This is a genomic window from Herbaspirillum camelliae (assembly GCF_001929405.1).
Classification (GTDB): domain Bacteria; phylum Pseudomonadota; class Gammaproteobacteria; order Burkholderiales; family Burkholderiaceae_D; genus Herbaspirillum; species Herbaspirillum seropedicae.
In genome coordinates this window covers 1,162,512-1,177,303 of the sequence record NZ_KV880769.1, presented here as the reverse complement: position 1 = coordinate 1,177,303, position 14,792 = coordinate 1,162,512, and the positions used below count along the sequence as shown (strand labels likewise).

Annotated in this window: 11 protein-coding genes and 1 pseudogene; 9 read left to right on the top strand and 3 right to left on the bottom strand. The window is 56.2% G+C overall.

The features are described from left to right. The 7 genes from BGK68_RS05385 (at position 1) to BGK68_RS05360 (ending at position 6,508) form a co-directional block, all read left to right on the top strand. Positions 1 to 1,440, top strand: coding sequence for a TrbI/VirB10 family protein (locus BGK68_RS05385; RefSeq protein ID WP_075256220.1), 1,440 nt, complete (start codon positions 1 to 3; stop codon positions 1,438 to 1,440). A gap of 17 nt (positions 1,441 to 1,457) precedes the next feature. Then, positions 1,458 to 2,255 carry a P-type conjugative transfer protein TrbJ gene (gene trbJ, locus BGK68_RS05380; RefSeq protein WP_075256219.1) on the top strand — a complete coding sequence of 266 codons (798 nt, stop codon included), beginning with the start codon at positions 1,458 to 1,460 and terminating at the stop codon, positions 2,253 to 2,255. Positions 2,256 to 2,260: 5 nt separating this feature from the next. Continuing rightward, the gene (locus BGK68_RS27320; protein WP_143432952.1) at positions 2,261 to 2,488 is read left to right on the top strand and encodes a hypothetical protein; all 228 of its coding nucleotides are present in this window, start codon (positions 2,261 to 2,263) and stop codon (positions 2,486 to 2,488) included. Then, positions 2,485 to 4,458 (top strand): P-type conjugative transfer protein TrbL, encoded by a 1,974-nt coding sequence (trbL, locus tag BGK68_RS05375; RefSeq protein WP_083657730.1) that lies wholly within the window; start codon positions 2,485 to 2,487, stop codon positions 4,456 to 4,458. The genes BGK68_RS27320 and trbL overlap by 4 nt, the downstream gene beginning before the upstream one ends. Next, on the top strand, positions 4,455 to 5,042 hold the full coding sequence (locus tag BGK68_RS05370) for a TrbM/KikA/MpfK family conjugal transfer protein (RefSeq protein WP_075256217.1): 588 nt from the start codon (positions 4,455 to 4,457) through the stop codon (positions 5,040 to 5,042). The genes trbL and BGK68_RS05370 overlap by 4 nt, the downstream gene beginning before the upstream one ends. 14 nt (positions 5,043 to 5,056) lie before the next feature. Further along, positions 5,057 to 5,650 (top strand): transglycosylase SLT domain-containing protein, encoded by a 594-nt coding sequence (locus BGK68_RS05365; RefSeq protein WP_075256216.1) that lies wholly within the window; start codon positions 5,057 to 5,059, stop codon positions 5,648 to 5,650. Between the two features lie 408 nt (positions 5,651 to 6,058). After that, positions 6,059 to 6,508 carry an OB-fold protein gene (locus tag BGK68_RS05360; RefSeq protein ID WP_075256215.1) on the top strand — a complete coding sequence of 150 codons (450 nt, stop codon included), beginning with the start codon at positions 6,059 to 6,061 and terminating at the stop codon, positions 6,506 to 6,508. Between the two features lie 221 nt (positions 6,509 to 6,729). On the opposite strand, the gene traF is transcribed toward BGK68_RS05360, so the two are convergent. The 3 genes and pseudogenes from traF to BGK68_RS05345 all read right to left on the bottom strand — a co-directional run. Further along, on the bottom strand, positions 6,730 to 7,266 hold the full coding sequence (traF, locus tag BGK68_RS05355) for a conjugative transfer signal peptidase TraF (RefSeq protein WP_143432951.1): 537 nt from the start codon (positions 7,264 to 7,266) through the stop codon (positions 6,730 to 6,732). Positions 7,267 to 7,274: 8 nt separating this feature from the next. After that, positions 7,275 to 9,188, bottom strand: a complete 1,914-nt coding sequence (locus tag BGK68_RS05350; RefSeq protein WP_075256213.1) for a type IV secretory system conjugative DNA transfer family protein — start codon at positions 9,186 to 9,188, stop codon at positions 7,275 to 7,277. A 383-nt stretch (positions 9,189 to 9,571) separates the two neighbouring features. Beyond that, positions 9,572 to 10,297 (bottom strand): annotated as a pseudogene (locus BGK68_RS05345) (RtcB family protein); the annotation flags it as partial. A 198-nt stretch (positions 10,298 to 10,495) separates the two neighbouring features. Here BGK68_RS05345 and BGK68_RS05340 point away from each other — a divergent pair. Then, on the top strand, positions 10,496 to 12,754 hold the full coding sequence (locus BGK68_RS05340; RefSeq protein ID WP_143432950.1) for a hypothetical protein: 2,259 nt from the start codon (positions 10,496 to 10,498) through the stop codon (positions 12,752 to 12,754). Continuing rightward, positions 12,747 to 14,792, top strand: a complete 2,046-nt coding sequence (locus tag BGK68_RS05335; protein WP_075256211.1) for a site-specific integrase — start codon at positions 12,747 to 12,749, stop codon at positions 14,790 to 14,792. The genes BGK68_RS05340 and BGK68_RS05335 overlap by 8 nt, the downstream gene beginning before the upstream one ends.

Sequence of the window (14,792 nt, the reverse complement as noted above, 5' to 3'; positions counted from 1 at the left end):
ATGTCTGGAAAATCCGACCTCATGTCACCCGATGCATCGCCAGGTGAAACTTCCAAGAAAGCCGGAGTTCGTCGCGTCAATAACATGCCGATGTACATCATCGGTGGTGTAGTGCTGTCGTTCATGTTGATAATGGGACTGGTGGCGGCTGATCGCGCCGCCAAGCAGAATGCGCCCGCGGCGACCCAGCAGGAAAAGGCGGGCAACGCGACAATCTTTGCCAAGACATTGGCCGGAGATAAGACCGGCGGACTGATCCAGTCCGCCGGCCCATTGATCGGTGCCGCGAAGCCAGGTCCATCGCAACCATCCACTCCATTAATGACCATCGCTGGGCCCGAGAGTGCGGATCAGCCACCGGTGCCACCTTCTCTTCGCGGATATGCGCCCTCGGATCTACAGTCAGCCGGGGCACCGGCTACCGATGACGAAGCACAACGCGTCCATATCGCCAAGATGCAGATGTTTGGTGAAGCGGTGAAGGCCAGGACAGCCGTTCGGGTGGAAGCTCCCCGCAGTGGCGGATCTGCGCCCGGGGGCGTCAGCTATCAAGGTTCGTCGCCACAAACCCGTGAAGAAATGTTGAATCGTATCGCAGCGGTTCAACAACAAATTGCGGCTCAGCGCAGTGTCGATCCAACGGCGGCCTATCAGGCCCGCCTGGCCCAGGTCCGCGCGAGTCTCAATGAGGAGGGTGGTTCATTCGGCGGTGCCGGGGTGGTCGGGAAAACCGAGCTTCTGAAGACAGCTAGCTCTGGTAGCGATCCTACTGGCATGTCGCAATTCGGTCAGGGCAAGCAGGGTGATCGCTGGAAGCTGGACGCACAGCCTGAACCGCCCCGCTCGCCCTATGAGCTGCGCGCTGGATTTGTCGTGCCGGCAACGTTGATATCAGGGGTGAATTCAGAGCTTCCCGGCCAGATCATGGCTCAAATCGCTCAGGACGTGTACGACACGCCAACGGGGAAATATCTGTTGCTGCCTCAAGGATCACGGCTGCTGGGATCGTATTCCAGCGACATTATCTATGGCCAGGCACGCGTCTTGATTGCGTGGCAGCGCATTGTCTTCCCCGATGGCAAGGCGCTGGACATTGGCGCCATGCCCGGTGCTGACAGTGCGGGTTATGCCGGATTCACTGACCAGGTCAACAACCATTATCTACGGCTGTTCGGATCGGCCATTCTCATGTCAGGCGTGACGGCCGGCATTACCTACAGCCAGCGGCAGGACCAGGGAAGAAATCAGCTTGGACCTCCCAGCGCTGGCAGTGCATTGAGCGAGGCACTTGGTCAGCAGTTGGGTCAGGTTACGGCTCAACTCATCGCAAAGAACATGAACATAGCTCCGACGCTGGAGATTCGTCCGGGTTATCGCTTCAACGTGGTGGTCACGAAGGATATGGCGTTTTCAAAGCCCTACCGTTCATTTGATTACTAGGTTTAAAGGAGAGTGATATGAAAAGGCGGCTGATTCTGAATCGATGGGTTCTTGTGGTTGCAGTATGTTGGCCGCTGAGCTCTCCAGTCCTAGCTACTGGTATCCCTACGCTTGATGTTACCAATCTGGCGCAAAACATCCTCGTTGTGAAGGAGTCGGTGGAGCATACGGTTAATCAGGTCAAGCAAATTGAAACGCAGCTTAAGCAATATGAGGATCAGCTTCGGAATTCTCTGGCGCCCGCTGCGTACATATGGGACCTAGCCCAGTCGACCCTCGACGGTTTGATCGGTGCAACAAATGTATTGGGCTATTACAAAGACCTGCTAGGGGACTTTGACAGCTATATCACAAATTTTCAGGACATCAATTACTACAAGGCTTCGCCATGCTTCTCAGCAAGCGGTTGTACACAAGCTCAGATGACTGAGATCAACAAGGGACGTGAGCTTGCCAGTACAGCCCAAAGGGAAGCGAATGCTGCCTTTCTAAGAGCCCTGAGGGAACAGGACACCGCCCTACGCCTAAACACGAAAACGTTGGAAAAGCTTCAATCGAGTGCGCAAGGCGCTAGAGGTCAGATGGAAGCCCTTGGAATTGCGAACCAGCTTGCAGGGCACCAGGCACAACAGCTATTGCAGATCCGCCGCATGTTGCTGGTTCAGCATGCCGCGCTCGCCCCGAAGATACAGGCCGACGCGGCAAAGGAAGCCCGTCAGGAAGCAGCTCGGTCTGCCGCACTAGAACAAAGAATTAAGAAAACCGATAAGCCGTTGAACGTATTTAACTTGCTTCGTGACCTGAAAAGGAAATAGACATCATGCGTATAAGCACTCTGCTGCCGTTATCAGCGGCCGCTATTGCGCAAAAAAGCCGCTCGACGGAAACGAACGAGAAAATTACAGATATCGATGTCTGCAAGGCACTCACTGGAGCTTGCGCGCCAAGACCGATTCGTAAAGAGGAAGGCTCGCTTCAGGATGAAGCAAAGAGTTGGTTCAATTTAATTGGGCCTGAAGAATCGAAAAGCTTGCTTGGTATGCCATGAAAGCGCGCCATTCCTTTTTGATGCTTGGGCTGATGCTTGCGTTTTACTCACCGAGTGTCTGCGCAGCGCTTGTAAGCGAGCGAATTCTTGAGGGCGTGGTGGTGAAATTCGTCAGTCATGCGCTCCACTGGCGAAAATATATGATGGAAAAGGCCACTATTCTATTTTGGGCGCTCGGAACGATTTCGCTGGTGTGGACCTTTGGCTTGATGGCATTGCGCAAGGCCGATATTGGTGAATTCTTTGCTGAGTTCATCAGGTTTTCCCTGTTCTTGGGTTTCTTTTTGTGGTTGCTACAACACGGACCTGACTACACATTGGACCTCCTTTTGTCTATGCGCGAAATGGGCGAAAGAGCCTCCGGCCTTGATTCTGCCACTCCCACGGGGATCGTTGATGTCGGGTTTCTGATCCTGCAGCGATCACTTCTCAGCCTGGCGGACTGGTCACCGGTCGAAAGTGCCATCGGCATGACGCTCAGCCTGGGAATCATGATGGTATTGACGACGGCCGCGGTCAATCTGATGTTGCTCGTGGTGGCCGCGGTGCTGCTGATGTATGCCGGTATCTTTCTGTTGGGCTTCGGGGGTTCGCGATGGACCTCGGACATTGCGCTCAACTACTACAAGACGCTGTTCGGCATCGGACTCCAAATCATGACCATCGTGCTGCTCACAGGTATCAGCAATGAGGTGCTGATCGAATTTTACGTCGCTATGAATCCGGGAGCCGTCAATTTTGAGGAACTTGCCGTAATGCTCGTTTTTTGTTCAGTACTGATGATGATGGTCAATAAACTTCCGCCCTTGGTTGCAAGTATTTTGACCGGGGCGGCAATTGGCAACGCGGGCGGTATCGGCAGTCACGGCCCCAGCGAGATTGCCGGCGCCCTTGGATCGGCTACCTCTGCCGTAGAAAAATTCTCCTCTGCCCTGACGCGCGGCGTGGCCGGGATGGCCGGAGATGCATCGGCCTTGTTGGGGGCCTTCTCAAAAGCAGGTCAGAGTATGTCGGCGGGTACCGCCGCCATGTCGTCGTTCCCTGGCAGTGGTAGCGGGGGTAATGACGCTGGTGCATTTTCCGAGGCAGCCGGTTTTGGCCCGACCAATGCGGAACCCGGAGTCGCATCATCGCAAGCTGGCTCGAGTAAGAAACCCGACGACTCATCATCTGCTGCTGGCAGCGAGGATGATGGCAGCGGCGGAGCCTCGGGAGGTGGCGATAGCGATGGGGAGCAGTTCTCCTCCGACGAGGAGGGCAACTCTTCAGCGTCTGAATCTGGCAGTAATGCTGATGATGCTTCCAGCGATGACGGTAATGACGCTGGCGCATTTTCCGAGGCTGCCGGTTTTGGCCAGGCGCACGCGGAACCCGGAGAAGGGTCTTCACAAGGCGGTGCGCAGAAGGAACCCGACGAATCATCATCTGATGCCGGCCGTCAGGATGACCGCGGCGAACGGCCTGCCGCCGGCGGTACTAATGGTGGAGAGCAGTCCTCCTCCGACGAGGAAGGCAGCTCTTCAGCGTCTGAATCCGGTAGTAACGCAGCTGATGCCTCCAGCAGCGACGCCAGTGGTGCTGGCGCACTTTCCGAGGCCGGCGGTTCTGGCCAAACTCATGTGGAACCTGGACAGGTGTCATCGCAAAGTGGCACGCGGGGGCGCGACGATTCGTCATCTGGTGCCGTTAGCCAGGGTAAAAGTGGAGGACAGAGCGCAGCGGGAGTGAGCAGGGACTCGCAGCAGTCGTCCTCCGACGCTGATGCCAAGCGCTCAGCAGCTGTGTCTGTGGGTAATGCTGCTGATGCTTCCGATGTTGCCGCTCGTACTGCAGATAGAGGAAAGGCTGAAGCCCCCAGCCTTCCAGATGCAGAATCTTCTGTTGACTCGAATAATGAAGTCGAGGCTTTTGCAAAGCGGGACCACGATGCTCCCGAAGAGAAATCCAGACCTGGAGGCGACACCAAATGAACAGATCCTTTATCGTGGCCAGCCTATCTTTGGCTTTCGGCTCAATCAGCACCTCGGCCGCCGCGCAGGACGTGCTGACCGGCGACACCAGGCTAGCCTGTGAGGCAATCCTGTGCCTCTCTTCCGGTACACGCCCGACCGAGTGCCTGCCCTCTCTGAATCGCTATTTCTCAATCAATCTGCGCAAGTTCTCCGACACCATCCGAGAGCGGGCAAATTTCCTGCGCCTGTGTCCGGTCTCGAATCAGACACCAGAGATGCAGTCCTTGGTCGCTGCCATCTCGGACGGCGCCGGTCGCTGCGATCCTGGATCACTTAACAAAACGCTCGTCATGTGGCGCCTCAACTCGAAAGGTGTATACGAGACCTATATCAGCGATCAAATGCCCGGTCATTGTACGTCTTATGTCGGCCACGCCTATACCGACTTCAAAAGTAGTGGCACGTTGCCGCGCTACGTGGGTCTTCCTGAACGTGGAGGTTCCTGGGTCCAGGAAAGTGAATATGCCCAAGCGCTGGCGGCATATACCGAACGTGTGCGCCGCGAAGATGAGAGACGGCGTTATCGATATTATGGAAACTGAGCGAAAGTCTCTCCATGCTATTTCTTGCCGATCTACCGCTTCCAATTCAGGAACGCGTCACATGTTCTGTCATCGCAAGCGTGAAATACCATGTGCCGACCAACATCATGCTGGCCGTCGCGGAGAAGGAGGCGGGTAAGCCGGGTCTTTGGAGCCGTAATTCAAATGGAAGCTACGACGTCGGTTCCATGCAGTTCAATACGGCCTATCTGAACGACTTGGCAAGATACCGTATTACGGCAGCCGATGTGGCTGCCCCTGGTTGTTATTCGTATGAGCTTGCCGCCTGGCGCTTGCGGCAGCACATCAGCAAGGATCGTGGGGATATCTGGACCAGGGCTGCAAACTACCACTCCCGCACTGCGCGGCACAACGCAGCATATCGAGTGGATCTGATGCGCAAGGCATCGAAATGGGCTGATTGGCTGGAATCTCGGTTTCCTATGTCGGATATCAAAAGATCAGAATCGGTCGCGACAATTCCGGCGGCGTCAGGAGGGGCGACGCTTCTCCCGAAAGGATATTCGGCGCGCATTGGCGGAACGATATCGGCGCCTGCGTATGTTCCCCGTATGTTGCTAACCAGCAGGGGGGCAAAGGGGAAGTAAAAGAAAAGGCTAGGTTCCGCATTGATTCACGCCGTCTTGCCAGCGCGCTCTGTGAAGCGATGGGCGGAGGTTGAGGGCTCTGGGAAATTGTGGCCGGGGTGCTACTGAATTTTGGCTTGGCCATCATCCATCGTTCTTGCCCCTTTTGTTGACGCTCGCTTGCCTCTGAATCTTTTCTTGGCGCTGTCGGACCTTGCTGCACCGACCATCCGACTGCGATCTGCACGTGTATAGGATCTATCGACGGTGCGTTCTGGCTCGGAGAAGCTTGCCAGTAGGTTCGCCGGCCTTCTATACGAACGTGAATGACTATTGATCTGTTTAGGCCACTGTTGCTGAAGTCGAGCCGCGTTCAGTTCCAGCTAATTTATTAGGTATTTTCAACCAACCATATGAGGTCTAAAAGTGATGAAACTATTGAAGCGTCTTTCGGTTCTGCTGCCTGTACTTGCTCTGAGTGGTTGCGCTGAGCTTGAGAAATTTGCCAACGAGGCGAAAAAGATAAAAATCGCTCCTGCGCAACCTGCCCTACCTGCGAAACCTGCGCTTGTTGAGTCTTTAGATGAGGTATGCAAAGTCTATGGCCAGAACAGCCTTCGCGCCAATGGCAGCTTCAGAGGGAAGGTCGTCACTGCCAGAGCAGTAGTGGAGTATGCAGATAATGTCCAAGGAGACTTTTTCCTCAGTTTGACTCCAATTGAAGCGAGGTCAGTTGAGCTATCGGCGGTGGCGAAAAGACGGACAGACGCCATGCTTGTCTCTAAAGGCCAGTTTGTTACCGTCACTGGTGTCATCACTAACATTACTTTCGGCAATGTGCGAGAGTGCGTCGTCTTCCTTAGCGACGCCACTTTCTGATCGTCCGCAATCGCCAACCGGCGCTTGCTCCATTACCACTTGCGCCTGCTTACATGCGTACCCATGGAAGTGCCAGCTAGTGGCCTTGTGGCCTGTTATACCAAGCGGCAGGCCAGCAAGCGAACAACAATGCAGATTCAACCAGTGAGATACTCTCACAGCCATTCCGAAAATACTCCTGACAACGTAATCCCTGCACACAGTACCGAGCTTGTGATTACTCACCAGGTAATCACAGGCCGGATCACCGTCTTGATCTGTGCCCGATGGATGGGGCCGAAATAGCGGCTGTCAAAGGAGGTGGCGCTCACATCGGACATCAGCAGCAGCTCGACATTGCCGAGGGTATAGAGGTTGCCCTGGTAGCGTGGCAGTTCCTGTCCGACGTTGTCCTTTTTAACGGGAGTGCTTAATGGCAGCAAATTGCCATTGACGCGTACGCCATCATCGGTAACGCTTATCACATCGTCTTTAATGCCGGCCACGCGCTTCATCATATTGCCGTAACCTCCTGGGCAGAAGCCGTAACCGATGTAACCCCTTTTCCTGGCAACATCGAATACGCCAACAGGTGGCGGGCAGAAGAGTACGTAGGCGCCTTTTTCCAATGGTGCGCTACTGGTCCAGTAAAGACCTAGCGGAATGCTCCGAGAGATATTTATCCTTGCGCCCGCGAAGTAGGCAGTCGCAGCGATCAGCAACATGCCTGCCCCAGCGATGGCGATGCCTGCTGCAATCCGTTTCAGAATGTGGTGCAAGGTACGCCTCATGATTCGCTGTCCGGTTGGTCAGACTCTGCCGGAGGTGCTGCGTTGAGTCGGTCGCTCACGGTAGGAGCGGCAATGGCAGCCCTGGCCTGGAAGATGGGATCCTTGAAGTACAAGGGTTGTTTTCCGTAGATCGCCGGATATCCCGCCACATAGATCACCATGTCACCAGCTTGCTCGATCTCGCCTGCCGCGTTCTTGCGGGGACCCGGCATGCGAAGGCATTCGTCGGGGGTCAGCAGCGGGCGCTGGACCTCCTGCATGGTGCGTGATACCTGACCCATGACCACGGCGGTGCGGCGGCCACTGGTCGTGATCTGTTCCTTGACTACCGTTGTCTGGCCGCTCAGCCGCGATAGGTGTTCTGCCGTTTCGATGCGGTTGGGGGGATAGGCGTTTTGCACGTGGCAGTTCGATGTGATGCTCTCGTCCGGACCGTAGCCTGTCTCCCTGCTCCTGAGCTGATTCAGATCCTGGCATATCAGGTAGCACTTGATGCCGTAGCCGGCGACAAAGGCCAATGACTCCTGCATGATCTCGAGTTTTCCCAAACTCGGAAATTCGTCCAGCATCATCAGAAGACGATGTTTATAGTGAGCAACCGGGCGCCCTTCCTTGAAGTCCATCTTGTCGGCCAGCAGGCGCACGATCATGTTCACCATGATGCGGACCAGCGGTCGCAGGCGCGCCTTGTCGTTGGGTTGAGTCACGAGATACAGGCTAACCGGAGCGTCCTCATGCATCAACTGCTTGATATGGAAGTCTGACCGGCTGACGTTACGTGCCACGACTGGGTCTCGGTACAGCGACAGGTAGGACTTGGCGGTGGATAGCACGGACCCGGCTTCCTCCTCAGGACGATCCATCATGTCCCGTGCAGCCGAACCAACGGCATGATGGTTCTGGCCAAGTACGTGTCCATAGGTCGCCATCTCAGCCCAAAGTCGTCCAACGTCCCGGTTGGGTGCTGAAAGCATCGCATCGATCGAGGGCAGCGTCGCCGTTTCGCCAGTGTCCCTGGCGAGATAGAGTGCGTGAAGGATCACGCCGACCAGAAGCGCGAAGGAGGTTTTCTGCCAGTGTGAATCCAGACCTTTTCCATCCGGGTCCACGATCAGGGTCGCAAGGTTCTGCACGTCGCCAACCTCGTGCTCGGTGCCGAGGCGGACTTCATCCAGCGGATTCCAGCAGACGCTGCCGGAAGCACTGGCCGGCTCGAAGCGCAGCACCTTGTTGCGGGCATGTTGCTGTCGCCAGCCAGCGGTCAGCGCCCATAGCTCACCCTTGAGATCGGTGATGACCGTACTGGCGCCCCAGGATAACAGCGTGGGTACCACCAGCCCTACGCCTTTACCCGAACGCGTGGGAGCATAGGTCAGTACGTGTTCCGGCCCGCTGTGTCTCAGATAGAAGAAGCGCCCTTTCTTGTCCTGCCAGCCACCCACATACACGCCGCTTGTGGTGGGTGGAGCCTTGCCAGTGACGATCTCCAGCAAATTGCGTTCGCGCGGCAGCAGCCCGGCTGCCTGGATATCCTTTCTGTCGGCCCAGCGTGCCGAGCCATGCAGGTATTCATCCGCCTTGGCGGTATTGGAGGTCACAACCTTGGCCAGCGCGACGCCCACCAACCCCATGACCGTGGCCACCATGCCGATGCTGCCAGCCCTTGTCAGTTCGTCAGGGAACTGGTCGCGCCAGGAATGAGCCCATTGCAGAATCGCCCACGGGGCATACACGTGACCCAGATGCGCGCCCAGCACTTCTTGATAGCCGAACCAGTGGGCAAAAAGCTGGGTCGAGATTTGCAGGCCGGCCAGCACCGAGACTGCTCCCAGCAACGGTAGCAGGATGGTCCGGGTATGACTTGTGGCGCGGATCTGTGGGCCAGCAGCATTGTTGCTCTTGTGCTTCATCGGTATTTCCCTTTGCTCTTTTGGTGCTCCTGTAATGGATGCTCATGCGGTGGTCCATGCGCCGCATCGATGTCTACGAGGTGCTCCGTGACACTGTTCGTGGACGCAGGCAATGAAAGGCGAAGTACTGATTTATCTGGCCGCAGAGCTTCGGGAGATGAAGGCATTCATGCCTGAAACGAACCACTGCGGCACCAGAGCGACTTCCCCCTCTTCCGGTAGGACAGCGATTATTGAGCCATCAATCTGTCGATCACAATGGATGCACCCAATTAAGGTCAAATAATCGAAATGCAGCTTGGATCAGGAGCAAAGGGAAGTTAATGTGGAAGCCTTTTGCATGCCTTGATTGCATCTTGGTGCCGCCGCAGGTGCTTTGCGACTCATCCCTTCACACAAACGATCTGCCTGAGCGTATGCACCACTTCCACCAGTTCGTGCTGCGCCTGCATCACCGCATCGATATCCTTGTAAGCCATCGGAATCTCGTCGATGACTGCCTCGTCCTTGCGACATTCCACGCCGGCGGTGGCACGGATGTGGTCTTCGACGCTAAAGCGCTTCCTGGCTTCGGTGCGGCTCATGGTGCGTCCGGCTCCGTGGCTGCAGCTGTGGAAGCTCTCGGCCTCGCCCTTGCCCCGGACGATGAAGCTGCGCGCGCCCATCGAACCAGGGATGATGCCCAGCTCGCCCGCCCGTGCAGATACCGCGCCCTTGCGGGTAACGAGCACATCCTGGCCGAAATGCTGCTCCTTCTGCACGTAGTTGTGGTGGCAATTCACCGCCTCCACATGCGTCTGGAAGGGTTTGGCAATGACACTGCGTACGGCAGCGATCAGGTTGTGCATCATCACTTCGCGGTTCGTGCGGGCAAATTTCTGGGCCCATCCCACCGCCTGCAGATAGTCCTCATAGTGCTTGCTACCCTCCTTCAGGTAAGCCAGATCACGGTCGGGCAAGTTGACCATGTGGGTGCGCATGTCCTGTTGGGCCAGCTCGATGAAATGTGTGCCGATGGCATTGCCTACACCGCGCGAGCCGGAGTGCAGCATGAACCAGACAGCGCCCTCCTCGTCCAGGCAGACCTCGATGAAGTGGTTGCCCGACCTTTCCTTGATTGACAATATCTTGTCATTTGTTGAGAATTTCCCATGGCAAGCACATATTTATAAGGGGTATCGCCAATGGAGGTGGTGGGACAACCCGAGCAACAAGAACTGACAATTGTCAGTCGTCGACTACTCCGGGTGACGGCTGAGGATTGGGGGACTCCAGATGAGCAGTTTCTCCGCATCCGAGGCGGCGCATTGGACGAGCTGCTGGCCGCTTCTGACGTTGTTCCTAATGCCCGTGAACGATGCCTACGGGTGCTGCTTTTGTTGGACTGCATGCTGCGAGTCATTGGCGAGCCGGACCTTTCTTCGCCCATTGCGTTCGCCTCCCCTCGATTCAAGTCGCTTCAGTCCTTGTTCTACGGAGCACTCGGCTCCGAACGCTTTATCAATGTGTCGACTGCGACACGGATTGATTGGGCTCACACCTTCTGCACCCTGGTCAAGCAACTCAGTGATAGAACGCCTGTGACCTTGTCGGACCACCTCCAAACCTACAAGGCGGCGATTCCTGAAGAGCTCGTGAAGGCATTCGAGCGGGTTCAACTCAACAGCGAAGAGGTTAAACGGCTGCGGCCTTTTCTCCTGACAGCCAAATCTGGCCTCGAGTACAACGTGCTGCTTGGGGACATGCTACCGGTTTTGGGTGAGGAATTCACCGCATCGTTCCACGAGGGCTTACGTGCGATTGCGAGGCCGAAGGCAAAAGACACGGCTCTGCGCGACTTCGGCACAACGTTCTCTCGGTTCGTTCAGCATCAAGCATCCTTGGGACAGAGCCTTACCGCCGACCTTCTCCGCGACCCATCGTTCGTGCAAACGTGGCTAGTTGACTTCATGGAGCATCACTTCATGAAGATGGTACGCCGCCAGTCCCCAGTGCAAGAGGGAACATTGGCGTCCCTCCAAAAGTTATGGAGTCGCTATCGGATTTACTGGACGGCCCTGGCCAACAAGGGAGTTCTCGCAGCGCCCGCGAGCGCGTTCCCTGCTGGGAACCCAAAGCTTCTCGCCGATAACGCTGTAGGACATCGAAAGATGGTTTACGCGTCCGACGGAACCTCGACCATTGTCACTCAGAAGCTCATTGTGCCTGTACCGCTGCACGTCACCGACGAAGAGGCCACTCAGCTTTTGTTCAAGCAGCTCCAAACAGACTTTAACACCGTGCAATCCTGGCTACGTGAGCACTTAGACAGGTTCTTTGCAGACCATGACCGAGGTGTTGCACTCGCGGACGCGGTGGAATCGTTGCCGCCGCTCCCTGAACTGGAACGCGTGGTCCGCCTAGAGCGAAAGGAGTCTGCGAGCATCGTGTTCGCGGTCAAGTATTTCAAGTCTGAGCACGGCGGCTACATCGACACCTCCAAATTCGTGACGCCTATCTATCCCAATCTCTCGGCACGCGATGGCCCTCCCAAGGAGCGGGTCTCTCGCTACCTAGGGCTACCATCTCGACGCGAAGCCATGGCGCTCATGGCGTTCTTGGCGTCACAAGACGGCCGGTTCTCCGAATCTTCCTTGTCCGCCGCACCACTGCTAGACGTGAACGGTAAGCGCATCAATGCCGTGGAAACCGATGCGGGTTTGACGCTCACCGTGCTGAAGGAGCGCGATGCCGGCGATGGATGGCACGATGTGATTCTAAAGGGAGAGGCGGCCGGTTACGTCCGCCGTTGGATTCAACTCACCGAACCACTGCGAACTCACATGCGTCAGCACCGCATCAAAGGTTGGCGAAACCTGTTCGTGTATGTTGGCAATCCATTGGGCGCTCCAGGACATTTCAATCGCGCCAGCAATCTCCACAGCGCCTTCCGCCAGTTCGCGTCCGCTAACGAGCAACATCTGGGAACTCTCGCCGGACAGGTCACCATCCCGCGCATCAGGTCAACGCGCGGTGTTCTCGTATTCCTGGAGACCATGGACTTATCGAGAATGGCGCGAGAATTGGGTAACAACAGCGAAACCTCTTTGAGGCACTACCTGCCAGACTCGCTATGGGACTATTTCGCAACCCGATGGCTGAGGATTTTCCAGAACCTTCTGATTGTCGAAGCGACAAAGGGCGCGCCGTATATGCAGCGCGCTCTTCACTTCCGGAGTGCTGCCGAGATGGACGAGTTCTTGCAAAACCACGCCCTTACTCCGCTCATACCTGAAGACGAAACCCAATCGGAGACGGCCACCAGTGAGCGGAGCGTGAGCGAGGTCATGGTCGCGGCAAGTCCAGGCCTGTTTGCAACGCTGCTATCAATCTCAGCCGCCGCCGGCAAGGCAGAAGAGGCTGGACGTGAGCTGGCGCCCCAGGCGCTGTATTGGACCGAGTTCACCAAACGATTGAAGGCATATATCGAGAGCGACGTCTTTCACGACAGAAGCATCAAGCGCATGATGGCCACAGCCTCGACGAATTTGGACCCGGCGAACTTCGAAGAGGTGGTTTGTGCGTAGCGCGTTGCCGAAGGAGCTGGACTTCATAAACCAGTTCCGGCTGAACCACAACACCCTCGAGCACGCTTCATGGCGCATCAGCGAGTTCAGCGCCGACGTATGGGAATGTGTGTTCGGAACGACACGAAGAACTATCGATTTCCGGAAGACTATCGACGATGGAAGCCTGCTGACGGACAGCAAGAATCTACGTCTGTTGGAGGACATCAAACGATTCCTGTGTCTCCAGACACATCCGGTCCTCACCGGCAGCGTGGTTCTTGCGCCGAACACAGCCGGCGCTCGCGTAGCCCAAGCTCTTCACACACTTGACTACTTCCTGCTTCGCAGTAACCAGTTTGGGGTAGCGGCCAACGGATTCCGCCTCATCACTGCCAACGACGTGATTGCCTTCATTGACGCACTTACTTCGCGTCGCTCAATCAAAAATAGCATTTACGAACCCAAACATCGGATGTTGAGGTACCTCGCGGAGGTCAGTGTGTCAGAACGCGATTTCGCCCGGGTGCACGCTGCCAATCCAGACCTTTTCGAGTTGACGGAGGGCGAGGAGCTGGAACTTCCATGCGACCAAACTCTCATCGCGAGGGCTTGGCTGAAACTCAATGACTGTTACCAGCCCGCAAATCACGGCACCGTAACAGAGTACCGGTACCGCGTGACGCGCAAGAGGCTGCTGGCCAAGGTCATCGGCGGACATGTGTTGACGGAACTCAAATTCGATGGGCTCAGGCTTCCGGGCTTTGATGTGGCGCCATCGCGCTGGTTTGCGCAAGAATTGACCGCCGTTCCCGTCAATAACCTCTTGGATGACGAGCGGGCAGCCGTCGAGTATGTGAGCCAGTACCTAGCTGTTTTGAGAGGCATGCAGGTCGCCCGACAGTACGGCATTTCCCTTCTTTCGGAACAAGCGCTTGCGGCCCTTGACGGAGCAGAGTTACTGCTCAAAGAGCGCACTAAGGAACGGGCGCGTTTCACGACCCTTCCCTTTTCTCTCGCGAACGACTTGCTATCGCAGTCAATCGGCTTCTTTTTGGAATATGGCGAGCCGCTTGTCAACTACTACCTTACGTTGGCACGCAAGGGCGATGACATACGTGAGATGACTTGCCCGGTTCCCACCAAGCTTACAACATTGGGCATCGTCGCCTGGCGGTCCAACGCGAGCGCTCCAGATGAGTTCTTCCACCAGCTTCGTCGTGGCGAAAGTTTGTTCAATATGCTTGAAGTGCTTCTTGGTGCAATCGCCGTCATGGTCAATACTTTGATGGCCAGGCGAGTATCGGAGCTAGAGGAACTTACGGCTGACAGCATCGTTGAGGAACATGGCGCATATTTCCTGGCAATCTACCTGCGGAAAGCAAATGTCGGGAGACACAGGAAACGTGTTCTTCGTCCGCTGCCAGACATTGCGGCCGAAGCGTTGCAGCTTTTAGCGAAGCTGTCGCGCACACTGCAGGAGCTGGGGTATCCGAACGAAGGCCGCTTGTTTGAGGTGCCCTACAGTGCCTGGAACCGCGCTCAGCTGTATTACGGAACGTGTCAGCCGGACCTGCGCCGATGCTTCGACCGGTTCTGCGACTTTCACCAAACTACTCAAGACGAGCAGGGCCGACGGTACTACGTCCGTGCACATCAGCTTCGGCGCAACTTTGCCATGCTGTTTTTCTGGAAGGGTTCATTTGGAGGAATCGAAGTGCTGCGCTACTTCCTTGGGCACTCCAAACCGTCCATGACATACCGATACGTCACTGAGGCCGTGTCCGGTAAAGTCCTGCGCCGTGTGAAGGCGACCGTTGCGAAGGACCTTATCAAGGTTGACCATCCCGGCACCGCGGAGTTGGCACAATTGGTTTGCGAACGTTACGGCATTTCTCTCAACGAGCTTCATATCTTGCCAGAGCGCGATGTCGTCGACTACGTGGAGGACCTGATTTTGTCGGGTGAAGCCGAGGTCGAGCCTGAGTTCTTCAATGGCCCCAAGGGTGAGGAATATCGGGTGCTATATCGCGTGATTCGGCAACGTGAGGAGGCGTGA